Annotated in this window: 13 protein-coding genes; 9 read left to right on the forward strand and 4 right to left on the reverse strand. The window is 56.2% G+C overall.

Going from position 1 to position 11,406, the window contains the following annotated elements; translation table 11 throughout:
- The first annotated feature begins 41 nt into the window (after nucleotides 1-41).
- Genes AAE514_RS15810 through AAE514_RS15825 form a run of 4 tightly spaced genes read left to right on the forward strand, consistent with a single transcriptional unit; the run spans nucleotide 42 to nucleotide 2,293 of the window.
- Nucleotides 42-350, forward strand: a complete 309-nt coding sequence (locus AAE514_RS15810) for a hypothetical protein (RefSeq protein WP_347332523.1) — start codon at nucleotides 42-44, stop codon at nucleotides 348-350.
- Between the two features lie 10 nt (nucleotides 351-360).
- Complete coding sequence (locus AAE514_RS15815; protein ID WP_347332524.1) at nucleotides 361-885, forward strand: hypothetical protein; 525 nt, start codon at nucleotides 361-363, stop codon at nucleotides 883-885.
- Nucleotides 882-1,145, forward strand: coding sequence for a hypothetical protein (locus AAE514_RS15820; protein ID WP_347332525.1), 264 nt, complete (start codon nucleotides 882-884; stop codon nucleotides 1,143-1,145). The genes AAE514_RS15815 and AAE514_RS15820 overlap by 4 nt, the downstream gene beginning before the upstream one ends.
- 26 nt (nucleotides 1,146-1,171) lie before the next feature.
- Entirely contained in the window at nucleotides 1,172-2,293 is a 1,122-nt protein-coding gene (locus tag AAE514_RS15825) for an AI-2E family transporter (protein WP_347332526.1), read from the forward strand.
- On the opposite strand, the gene ylqF is transcribed toward AAE514_RS15825, so the two are convergent.
- Entirely contained in the window at nucleotides 2,266-3,201 is a 936-nt protein-coding gene (ylqF, locus tag AAE514_RS15830; protein ID WP_347332527.1) for a ribosome biogenesis GTPase YlqF, read from the reverse strand. The genes AAE514_RS15825 and ylqF overlap by 28 nt on opposite strands.
- 293 nt (nucleotides 3,202-3,494) lie before the next feature.
- On the opposite strand from ylqF, the gene AAE514_RS15835 reads away from it, so the two are divergent.
- The gene (locus AAE514_RS15835; RefSeq protein WP_347332528.1) at nucleotides 3,495-4,913 is read left to right on the forward strand and encodes a family 43 glycosylhydrolase; all 1,419 of its coding nucleotides are present in this window, start codon (nucleotides 3,495-3,497) and stop codon (nucleotides 4,911-4,913) included.
- A gap of 59 nt (nucleotides 4,914-4,972) precedes the next feature.
- Here the strand turns inward: AAE514_RS15835 and AAE514_RS15840 are convergent, their stop codons facing one another.
- A complete protein-coding gene (locus AAE514_RS15840; protein ID WP_347332529.1) occupies nucleotides 4,973-5,605 on the reverse strand; it encodes an SDR family oxidoreductase in 633 nt (210 codons plus the stop codon).
- Nucleotides 5,606-5,880: 275 nt separating this feature from the next.
- On the opposite strand from AAE514_RS15840, the gene AAE514_RS15845 reads away from it, so the two are divergent.
- Nucleotides 5,881-6,189 (forward strand): hypothetical protein, encoded by a 309-nt coding sequence (locus tag AAE514_RS15845; RefSeq protein WP_347332530.1) that lies wholly within the window; start codon nucleotides 5,881-5,883, stop codon nucleotides 6,187-6,189.
- A 12-nt stretch (nucleotides 6,190-6,201) separates the two neighbouring features.
- On the opposite strand, the gene AAE514_RS15850 is transcribed toward AAE514_RS15845, so the two are convergent.
- Both AAE514_RS15850 and AAE514_RS15855 read right to left on the reverse strand, forming a co-directional pair.
- Nucleotides 6,202-9,249, reverse strand: coding sequence for a two-component regulator propeller domain-containing protein (locus tag AAE514_RS15850; protein ID WP_347332531.1), 3,048 nt, complete (start codon nucleotides 9,247-9,249; stop codon nucleotides 6,202-6,204).
- Nucleotides 9,250-9,516: 267 nt separating this feature from the next.
- Nucleotides 9,517-9,978 carry a hypothetical protein gene (locus tag AAE514_RS15855; protein WP_347332532.1) on the reverse strand — a complete coding sequence of 154 codons (462 nt, stop codon included), beginning with the start codon at nucleotides 9,976-9,978 and terminating at the stop codon, nucleotides 9,517-9,519.
- Nucleotides 9,979-10,086: 108 nt separating this feature from the next.
- Between AAE514_RS15855 and AAE514_RS15860 the strand changes: the two genes are divergently transcribed.
- From AAE514_RS15860 to AAE514_RS15870, 3 genes are all read left to right on the forward strand, one after another.
- Entirely contained in the window at nucleotides 10,087-10,284 is a 198-nt protein-coding gene (locus AAE514_RS15860) for a hypothetical protein (RefSeq protein ID WP_347332533.1), read from the forward strand.
- Between the two features lie 193 nt (nucleotides 10,285-10,477).
- Nucleotides 10,478-10,885 (forward strand): GFA family protein, encoded by a 408-nt coding sequence (locus tag AAE514_RS15865; protein ID WP_347332534.1) that lies wholly within the window; start codon nucleotides 10,478-10,480, stop codon nucleotides 10,883-10,885.
- A gap of 113 nt (nucleotides 10,886-10,998) precedes the next feature.
- Nucleotides 10,999-11,355, forward strand: a complete 357-nt coding sequence (locus tag AAE514_RS15870) for a hypothetical protein (protein WP_347332535.1) — start codon at nucleotides 10,999-11,001, stop codon at nucleotides 11,353-11,355.
- The last annotated feature ends 51 nt before the right edge of the window (nucleotides 11,356-11,406 follow it).

The following is an 11,406-nucleotide window of genomic DNA, read 5'->3' on the forward strand; positions in this document are numbered from 1 at the left end:
GACTGCCACATCTCTGGCGAAGACGCCATAAGGAGGCTGACATGGCAACATCCAATACTCGCACATCCGAAAAAAGCGCAGAAAGCGGCGCTCCCTTCACTGAAAAAACGGTTACGGCCGCGCACGAGGCTATTGACCGGCTCTCGGAGCGGGTCGCTAAGACCGAAGAGCGCATGCGCGGTGCCGCGGCACACGGGCAGGAATCCTGGTCGGAAAAGCAAGACGAAGTGCGCGCGCAACTGGAAGGTTCCGTGGCCGGTGCCCGCACCTATGCCCAGGAAAACCCGTTGATGGCAGCGGGCATCGCCTTCGCGGCTGGTGTGGTCGTTGCCAATCTGCTGCGTCGGTAGCGGGGTGTAAATGCAGGCTGGCCAGCAGGAACAACGCGAGCCCGAACCCGAACAGACTTCCCAGGAGCAGCAGAAGGACGAACCGTCGTCACAGCAAGAGTCATCATTGCTGGACGTTGTGACGGCGGTTGTGATTCTGGTGCGCGAAACTTGGCGTGACCGTTGGTCACTGGCCAAAGCCGAAGCGCGCCTGAGTCTAAAAAGCGCGCTGCTGGTCGTGCTGTTAGTTTTTTTCATGGCCATGGTGGCTATGCTTGTCTGGGTGCTGCTTTTGGGGGGCGCAAGTCTCTACGCCTGGGAGTCAGGCATCCACTGGGGTTGGATTTTGGGCGGGCTTCTGCTGGCTCAGCTTGGCCTGATTTGGTATTTGCGCCGACAAGCTCGTCGGTTGATCCACTGGATCGGTTTCCCCGAAACTCGACGGGCGTTTTCCTCGGTTTCGGAACTGGAACCGTCCCAAAAGGAAGAGGCGGCTGAAAAGCCGCGCTCTGATGACGCCACCGCACCCAACGACCGGGAAGCGAACCCATCATGATCACCCTACTTCTTAAGCGGCAGCGGCGTAGGATTGAGAGTCTGTCGCTCGGTATTGAACATAAGCGCTTGGTCGCGCGCGAGCTTCGGCGCGAAGCACACACCGCTTTAGGAGACACGTTGAGCAGCGGTTGGGCCTTGGCAGGCTGCTTTGGGGCCGGCTTTGTGTCCGGGCGCTGGGGCGGCGCCGTCGGTCGTCGCTTGAAGACCATTCCTCTGGCGAGCCTGGCGCGGCAGTTATGGGCGCACTTATTGATTTAAGACCGATCTAAGGACTGGCTCCACCCATGCTCAAACCGTTTTCATCGCAGTTTGGTGTGCCGCACTTCCAACTGATCGCTTTGATAGTGTTGGCGGGCATCGCGGTGGTGGCCGCGTTGTACGTGGCCTCTCCCGTGCTCATTCCCATTACCCTGGCCTGGTTGCTGAGTGCATTGCTCTCCCCCCTGGTGCGCTACGGGCAGCGGTTTCATGTGCCTGCGTCCGTTTCGGCACTGGTGCTGGTGTCGCTGATGGTCTATGCCATTATCGCGCTGTTTTTAGGGCTCATTGAGCCGGTGCAACAATGGCTTCAGGAAATTCCCAAAATACTTCGAGACTTCCGCGAAAACATCACCGAACTCAGTGGCCCCCTGTCCAACCTCCAGGCCGTGACCGAAGAGGTTCGTCAGTTCTATATCATGGGTGACAACGACAAAATGAGGCCCGTTGAGGTGAAGGTGGAGGAGGAAAACACCCTTGGCAGCTTCCTCCTTGCCAACCTACCCAGTCTAATCGCCGGGCTGACCATTACAGTATTCCTAACCTATTTTCTGCTCGCCTCCGGGGACCGTTTCCTACGCAAAGCGACCCAGCTTGGGGCAAACCTTGGCTCGCGTCGGCGTATCGTGCGAATCGCCTACCGTATCCGACAGGATATTTCCCGCTATCTGGCCACCATTACCGTTATTAATATTTCCTTGGGCATTTGCGTGGCGTTGGCAATGAAAATTCTGGGCGTTCCCAACGCCATGCTATGGGGGCTGATGGCCACCTGTTTCAACTTTGCACCCTACGTGGGCGCGGCGGTCATGGCGGGCGTCATGACCCTGGTGGGGATGGCCACCTTTGAGAGCGTGCCACAGGCGCTTTTGGTGCCGGGTGCCTATATTATTTTGTCGGTGACTGAAGGGCACATGATTACGCCTACAGTAGTCGGTCGTCGCCTGGCGGTCACGCCCACCGCCGTGTTTATTTCCGTGGTGGCCTGGGGTTGGCTATGGGGCGTGATGGGCGCGCTCATGGCGGTGCCGCTGCTGGCGAGCTTTAAAATTCTATGTGAAAACGTTCCGCAGCTGGCCCCCTTTTCCCGGTTGCTGGACAATGGCACCGGAAAAACACCTCAACGCCGGTTTTTGCGTGCCCGCTGACGGCGTAACTTGGCCTTCTCTTCCTTTTCCGCTTTTATCCGGGCATCGGCCTCTCGCGCCTCGGCTTCCTCTTTCTCGGTCATGGCCGGTGTTTCCAGTGTGATGCGCCCCAGAATGCCGGCGCGCAGCTCGCTGATCAGCAGGGTGGAGACTTTCTCTAAATCCACCATGCCGCCTTTGCGAACGGTGCCGCGGGCCCGCCCAATGTCTTCCAATAACGTCAGGTCATCTTCGTCCACCTGCTCCAAGCGATAGCGGGCTTTAAGGGCCTCGGGATACTGCCGACCCAGATAGGCGACGGTAAAGAGGGCTACCTCCGGGTAGTCGAACACCTTTTCTTTAATAGCGCCCGTGGCCGCTAAGCGAAAACCGCAACTGGGCGGGTTGAGCTTCGGCCATAAGAAACCGGGCGTATCGGTAAGCACTACCCGGTTCTCGAGCTTGATTCGCTGTTGGGATTTGGTCACGCCGGCCTCATTGCCGGTTTTGGCGATGCGCCGGTTGGCGAGAATGTTAATCAGGGTGGATTTTCCCACATTGGGAATCCCCATGATCATGGCTTGGGCGTTGCGGGCCGACAGGTTCCGGTCGGCCAGCACGGCATCCAGCTGGGTGAGCAGGTGGCGTATACCGGCGGGTTCTTTCTGGGTAACGGGGATGGCCGTCACCCCCTGTTCCCGCTCCAGGTGCTGAACCCACTCCTGGGTCATCGCCGGGTCCGCCAGGTCCGCTTTGTTCAGTAGCTTGATGCAGGGCTTGTCCCGGCGCAAGGCGGGAATCAGCGGGTTTTCGCTGGAATAGGGGATTCGGGCATCTAGCACTTCAATCACCACATCCGTTTGCGACATCACCTCCGCAATGTCCTTGCGGGCTTTGTGCATGTGTCCGGGAAACCAGTTGATGGCCATAGGGAATCACTCTGGATAAGCGTCTACAACAATAGACGCGTAAAACGAGGGCGGATTTTGCCTGTATTTTGTCTTGGGCTCAACGCAAACCCCGCCGGGAGCCAATAAATTAGTGCCTTCGTTAATTCCAAAAATGAATTAAAAGTTAATCTGACTATTAGGAATGAGTATTTTAATGCCATGGCTGTGGCAGTTCGCGGCTGCTACTATATGACTTGTAAAATAATAGGATAATAAGACATAAAAAGGGATGCCGCACTCGATACAACCGTATAAAAACATAAAGGTGACCTATGCAATGCAAGACGATTCCACGCTCGCTCTGTACCCGCTCTGCGCTCATTACCTATAGCCGCCGGCTATGGGCATTGGTGGTGCTATTACTGGCACTGCCGGCGTCAGCTCTGGACCTGACCGGAATGACCAACTCTCACGATCCGGCCACTATCATGAAAGACGGCGACACCTACTTTCATTTCACCACCGGGAATGGCATCTGGTATTCCCGCTCCACCGATCTGGTGAACTGGGGCAACCCCAGTACGGTGTTTGGAGACTCCTGGCCCAACTGGATTAACGATGCCGTTCCCGGTTTTGAGGGTCACTTCTGGGCGCCCGGCGCCATCCAGATGGGGGATTACTATTACCTCTACTATTCCGCTTCCACGTTCGGTAGCTCCCGCTCCGCCATTGGTGTGGTGCGCACGCAATCCCTGAAAAACCCGAACTGGGAAGACCTGGGCATGGTGGTGCAGTCCTACGGCGGGAACGATGAAATCAACGCGATTGATGCGGCCCTGTTCCGAGACCACGACGGCAAGGTGTATATGTCCTACGGTTCCTGGTTTAGTGGCTTGGGTGTGGCGGAAGTCAACCAGAGCACCGGCAAGCTAGCCGGCTCCGTGACCCATATCTTCGGCGGCGGTCATCAGTCCATCGAAGCGCCGTACATCACCCGCAATGGCGATTATTACTACCTGTTTTTCACCCGCGGGAAATGCTGTGAGGGCCTGGACAGTACCTACCGCGTTCAGGTGGCTCGTTCCACCAGCGTCTTCGGCCCGTACACTGAAGAGCGCAACCTGATTCCGAATCAAGACGGTAAGCGCGTTGGCCCGGGCCACATCGGCATCATCAAGCAAGACGGCTGCAACTACACCTCCATGCATTATTACGATGGCAACGACAACGGCGCCGCCAAGCTGGATATTCAACGCATGACCTTCTCCGGCGGCTGGCCGACGGTGACGCACCACTTCAGCGACATCAGCAGCTGTGGGGGCGTCAGCGAAGGGTTGTATCAGTTCCAATCCCAGCACAGTGGTAAGAGCCTGGAAATTGCCAACGCCGACACCGCCAACGGTGGCAACGTCGTGCAGTACGATTTCAATGGGGGGTTGCATCAGAAGTGGTACGTGATCGACCAAGGTACCGGTCAGTACAGCCTGATCAACGCCGGCAGCCTGAAAAGCATGGATGTTTGGGAGGGCAGCACCGAAGCGGGCGCGAACATTGCTCAGTGGGACTACTGGGGCAGTGCCGGCCAGAAGTGGCTCATCAATCGGGTAGGCGGCAATGTGGAAGTAGAGTCCTTCCTAAGTGGCATGGTGTTGGACGTTTACGGTGTGAGCAGTAGCAACGGCGCCAATATCGTTCAATGGAACAGCACCGGCGGCGCCAACCAACGCTGGTCCATGATCCGCCAGTACTGATTCATTCTTGGCTTGCAATAAGCCCGCGAGGCATCGTTTCGCGGGCTTACTGCGTTTGGTTAGGACAACGCTTCCCTAAACGATAATTCCCCATGAAAGAGCGGATAGACCTTGCCCACAGTGGCGGGCGTTTTCAGGCAATGCTTTATGGCCAAGGCTACGTCCTCCCGGGGAATCCATTGATTATCCGCTTCTGTGGGCCATTGGGTAGTGACCTTATGCTCGGCCGCATCATTGGTTAACCGGCCGGGCCGTAAAATCGTATAAGGTTGACCGCTGCGCAGTAGGTGATCATCCGCCAGCTTTTTGCACACCGTGTAATGTTTGATCTTGGCCGGGCCTGCTTCCGGGTCCTCGGCGCCCCGTGAACTTACCATCACAAACTGGGATACGCCCGCCGCCTTGGCCGCATCCACCGCTTTCATCGCACCCCACATGTCCACCAGAATCGTTTTGTCCGGCCCGGTTTTTGCGCCGGATCCGGCGGTAAACACCACCTTGTCGCAACCTTTTAATGCACTCTGGAAGTCGCCCTCCAAGTCCGCGATTACAGGCTCCGCGCCCAGATCCTTTACCATTTGAGCTTGCGCCTCGGCCCGCACCATGGCGCGAGGTGTTTCCCCTTCGGCCACCAGAGTCTTAATTAACAACTGACCAATTTGCCCGTGAGCCCCAATAATCAACGTCGTCATAATAATCTCCCTCGGAAGGGCACCCTAAAAGATGCCGTTATAAACCAGATAAAAACCATAACATGAGAAAAGACTGAACAATAATAAGGTTTAAGGAACGGCTATGTCATGTGATGCGTCACTTTGAGCCTCGGAGTGAGGCACCACATGACAACGTAACGAGCCGTCATGCAGTGGGGTTGACGACTGACTTCCTTCTGGGGCATTGTTAGCTATACTAAAACTTCAACCGCAGTATTAAGGAGAATTTTTATCTAACCGAATAAGGAGGTTTTATGTCTTTGGATTCAGATTTACGCCTATGGGTTTGCCAGTACCGCGAGGCTCCCAGCTACCCGATCACCGCATTTGATTTATGGTTCAAGCGCCAGGGGGTGAAAGAAGCCGACCTGCTAGCGCATTTAAACGAGCTGCAGCACCAACTGGACCGGGAAGCGAAGGAAGTGGAAGACTTGGCGAGCGACTGCTCGCAGACGGTGGTCCAGCACCAGTACTGGTGTTTCTATTGCGCCCAACTCAGAGCCCATTACCGGCTTCGACATTGCGTGCGAACGGGCGCTACACAAAGCGTTGCACTTCATTGATGGAGCGTTCTCTCAGTCTGCCATTACCACGCAGTTGCGGCCCAAGGCCTTGGCTTTGTAGAGGGCGTTATCGGCTCGCTTTAGGGCGCTTTCGAAGCTATCATCCGGGTGTATGTCCGCTACGCCAAGGCTTACGGTGATGGTAAGGGGCGGGTTGCTCTGCGGTTCATACACGCCGCTTTCCACCGCCTTGCGCACTTTTTCCGCCAGCAGTTGGCTGTTGGCGCTGTCGTGGGTGGCACACATTAGAACGAATTCCTCGCCGCCCCAGCGCCCGAAGTGATCGCTGGTGCGTAGGCACTCCCGCACTACTCGGGCCACGTCGCACAGTATGCGGTCACCGGCGTCGTGGCCGCGCCGGTCATTGACCCGCTTGAAGTGGTCTATGTCCAGCAGCATCAGGCACATGCCCTCCTTGGTGGTGGGGTTCGCAAAAATGCCTTCGGACACCTGCGCCAGCCCCGCCCGGTTGTACAGTTGGGTCAGCGGGTCTTTCATGGATTTGTTGCGATAGGCCTCGGCTCTGATGCGCAGGGAAATGTACTTGTGGGCGAACCAGGCAAGCACGGCAAACAAGGCGGCATAGAGGAGGTAGGCCCACCAAGTGCGCCAGGGAGGTGGCTGTATGGTAATGGCCAGGCTTTGTCCCTCGGTCCAGTCCTTGCCATTGACCGAGGCGCGGATGCGAAACCGATACTCGCCGGGGCTAATGTTGGTGTAGGTGGCGGTGGAACCGTGGCCAATGTTGTTCCAGCCCCGGTCAAAACCTTCAAGCCGGTAGCTGTAACTCATGGCGCTGCTTTGTCGGTAATTGAGAGCGGCAAAGTCAAACGAAAACATGGTGTCATCGTGGTTCAGGGTAATGGCTTCGGTCAGTAAAATGGAACGCTCCAGGGGAGAGTTTTTCGTGCCTATGGGAACGGTTTGATTAAGAAGCCGGAAATCGGTGATACGCACGTCAAAATCGGTGGTGAAGCTGTCCAGATCCTGCGGATAGAAGGCCGTGATGCCTTCGGAGCTGCCGAAGTAGAGTTTGCCCCGGCGGTCTTTCAGGCTGGCGTCGCGGTTGAAGTGGCTGCCCACCAAACCGTCCTCGCGACCGAAGGTGGTGATGTTACCTTCTTCGTCCAGGCGCGCGAGGCCGTTGGTGGTGGCCAGCCACATATTGCCCAAATCATCTTCCAGTATGCTGGAAATGGTGGAGGAGGGCAGGCCATCCCGGATATCCAGGTATGAAAAGGTCTCGCTCTGCGGGTCATAGATATTCACGCCTCTGTGCTGGGTGCCGGCCCAGATATTGCCCTGGCTGTCTTCGTAGAGTGAGCGCACGCTTTTGCTACTGGTGGCGCCCGGTTCGCCAGTCCCATAGGGGAAGTGCGTAAAGGTTTCAGTGGCCGGGTCGAGCCGGTCCAGGCCTGTGAAGGTGCCCAGCCAGATCTGTCCGCTTTGATCCTGAATCAGCGCCGAAACGAAATTGCCGGAGATGCTGCTTTCCGTTTCCGGGTCATGTACGTAGTGGCTGAAGCGGCCGGTGTCCCGGTGGTACCGATTCAGACCGCCGGTTTCGGTGGCGATCCAAATGCGATCCTGTCGGTCCCGGAGGATGTCCCAGACAAAGGCGCTGTTGGGGCGGTTTGCATTATCGGGCGCGGCCTCGTAGCGCTCAAAGCGGCCGGTCTCGGGGTCCAGTCGGTGCAGGCCGCCGGCCCAGGTGCCCACCCATAGTCGCCCGTCTCGATCCTCCTCTATGGCCAGCACCGGGTCGGACTTTAGGGCGTGGGGGTCAGTCGGGTCGCTTAGATAGCGCTGAAAGGTGCCGCTTTCAGGGTCCAGGGCATTGAGGCCCCCTTCGGTGCCGACCCAGATCGTGCCGTCTTTTGCCTCTTCGAAGCTCAGTATGGCGTCGTGGCTCAGGCTCTGGGGGTTGGCGGGATTGCTGGTGTAGTGATGGAAGACCTGGGTACTTCGGTTGTAGAAACTTACCCCCGAGGGAAAGGCCCCCACCCACAAATCCTGGTTTTGGTCTTCAAATACCACCCGCAGTTGGTTGGAGGCGACGCTGCTGGGGTCATAGGCGGTGTGCCGGTAGTGATGGAAGTTTTGCCGCTGTTCATTGAACCTCGCCAGCCCGCCCTGATCGAGCGCGGCCCAGATAGTCCCCTCACTGTCTTGGGTAATGTCCCAGACGACGTCACTGCCGAGTGAGCCGGGCACGTCGGGCTTGGCGTAAAAGTGTTTGAACTGCCCGGTAGCCCGGTCGAGCCGGCTGATGCCGCCGCCGTAGGTGCCCAGCCAAGTACGGCCTTGGTTATCGTGCATGATACTGGCGACGCTGTTGTGTCGCAGAGAATTGGGGTTCTCGGGTTGATGGAGCAGATAGTCGAAGCTTTGGGTGGCCGGGTCATAGATGGCCGCCCCCATGCCCGCAGTGCCCAGCCAAACCCTGCCGTGTTCGTCCAGGGTTAGGGCTCGTATCTGCTCACTGTTAGGTTCCGGCGGGATCGGGGGCCGGGGAAATTGTACGGTCATGGAAGCCCGGTCCGGCGCGACGATATAAAGGCCCTTGGCCGTGCCTACATAGAGGGTGTTGTCTTCGCCCACCGCGAGGGAGGAAACGGTTTCCACCGCTATGCCAGTCTCCCCCAGGCTCTCCACATGTACGAATTCGTCGATGTCTTGCCGGTAATAGGCGAGCCCGCCTTCGGTGGCGAACCAGAGCACCCCCTCCCGGTCCATCACAATCTCCCGCACATAGCTGGCCGGCAGGGAACCCGCCACCTGGTTGTCGGCCTGGTAGAGCTTTAGGGTGCGCCCGTCATAGCGGCCCACGCCGTTCTCCGCCCCCATCCAAATAAACCCCAGCGGCCCCTGGATAAGGTCATTCACGCCCCCCATCTGCCGGCTGAGGGAGTCGGTTTGGGCAAAGGGGTTGTCGAAGCGAATGTCGGGCGGGGGCGAGGTGTCCGATGCGCCCGCCACGCCGGTAATGGCAAAGCACAGGCTTATGAGCAGGGGGCTTATCAGCATCCGGACAGAGTGGTTGTTATTGTTTGGGCTCAAGGCGCCCCCTTGACGTATCTAGCGTGCATCACCACATTCCAGCATAGTCAAATTTTCCAGTGGATGCACAACAGCTAGCGGGCCGCGCGGATAATTCCGTAACACTCAGCCGTCAACAAGGGGGGGGGGCTGGGTAAGGCGCGGGAGCGCGGCACTGGCCGCCCCACTGCAAGTGGGCGCAACACCGCGCAGGGTCTGGGCGTCGCAGAGAACGCTGACGGTCGGCTGGGGCTAGCGCTCGCCTTAGCTTTCGGCTGATAGCACGATTTACAATTCGCTAAACGTCTCTGGTGAGTGCCCGACGCACCAGCCCCAGGCCATCTTGGATAACTGAGGGGATTTACTTCCATCGAAAGTGGCCTGCTCCCAGTGCTCAAAAGCAATTTCCTGGATTTTCTCGTTTATTTGATCTCTAAAAGTGCCACTGTTCGTGGGGAAGATCTGCCTAATCTGGTCACGGTTCTGTTCGTCCGTCACATAGTATTCCTCAGGGTTTTGAATGACGGAAGCGACGGTTTCTGCCGCCATGTTAGCTTGAGCCACCATGCCAGCGCATTCGCGCCAACGCTTTTTTAGCATTTTTCCTGTGTCTGAGGAGTCGTTATCGTAGGGGGTGTCTAAAATCGACTCCCAGGGTGCCTCCATGGCCTGCTCTGGAGCCTCATCGGCCTGAGAAGCCATGGGGATAAGCGGTAGGATTAATAGGCCAACCTTAAAAGTGAATCTCATGAAAAGTTCCTTTTGACAAGTTAATGGCATAACGTTTGCGGATCCATGCGCCCAAGGGGGGCAATAGAAGCTTTGGTAATGCTATCTTAGAATGTGTGCCCATTAAAGGTGGCTAGTTCACATAACTCTGAAGAGCCTCAATCCGCGAATGCCGAGCGCTTTGAAAGCCTCTTGCCTTACGCCCCGGCGCTGGGTGTGGAGGATGCTTGGACCAGCCGGCTTACCCGGGCGGTGGGCGTTCTCGAGGTGGAGGCGGTGGCCGTTAACCGCCAACTTCACCCACTTTATTCCGAGTGTTCCGTATAATATTCGACACACGGAAGCTTTCCGTATCGCACGCCGCGTTCTTATATCGATATGTTCTAAGGCGGGAGTGACGGGCCTTAGAGAGCATGATATAACAAGTGCTAAATGTGAAAGACGGAAACTTTCCGGGTTTAAACACGGAAGTTTTCGTCTAATAATACTGTTAGCGATTTATAGAACTTCGGAGATGGAAATGAATTATCCGATCGAAGGTTCCTGCCAATGCGGAGGGGTAAAATACAAATTATATTCGGCGCCTCTGATGGTTGTTGCGTGTCACTGCAAAGAATGCCAGAAACTCTCTACAAGCGCGTTCAGCATCACTGCGGTTGTGGGTTCTGATACGGTTGACTTTCAGGGCGAGATGGATGAGTGGAGCAGAATCGCGGAAAGCGGCAATACAAATGGAGCAAAGTTTTGCCCCACCTGCGGAAATCGAATATATCATTTTGATCCAAAAGAACCTGAAAAAATCAAGCTCAAGCCGTCAAATCTGTCAGACACCAGCATCATTCAACCGACCGCACATGTTTGGGTGAGCGAGAAGCAAGACTGGTTCTCTATACCAGAAGGCGTAGCTGTGTATGACAAACAACCATAACTCAGTTGTCGCTAACAAGCGGCAGCAGCCGGAGCCATTTTCCGCTCCTGCGTCGCTTCAAATGGCCCGCTGTTCCGGGTGTTATGGCATCAGGGCAATCAGGACACAGCAATATGGCACACCAAGCGCAAATTCATCCCCATCACGACCTATTCAATTTGGCTTATTACCATCTGAAGGTTATTGAGCGTAAGCAGATCGAGGAAACAACAGATTCAATCGCCTTGGATTGCATGAGCTGTCTATTGGCGCTCGGTCTGACCGTGGAGGCTTTGATCAATTTTGCAGGTGAGGTGATTGTTCCATCATGGAAGGAGCGAGATAACTATCATTTGAAGCTTGTTAGGGTTTGTGAACAGCTGGGCTACAAATTCGATGAGTCTAAAGAGCCTTTTCAAACACTAAAAGAACTCAAAGAAATACGAGACAATATGGCTCACGCTAAACCTAAAAAAAGAGGCTCTTCGTAAATTCCTGTGGAAATCCAGTATAATTTCGGCCTAAACGTAGAGACTATTTCG

Origin of the sequence: Marinimicrobium locisalis (assembly GCF_039822625.1) — a bacterium.
Taxonomy (GTDB): Bacteria; Pseudomonadota; Gammaproteobacteria; order Pseudomonadales; family Cellvibrionaceae; genus Marinimicrobium; species Marinimicrobium locisalis.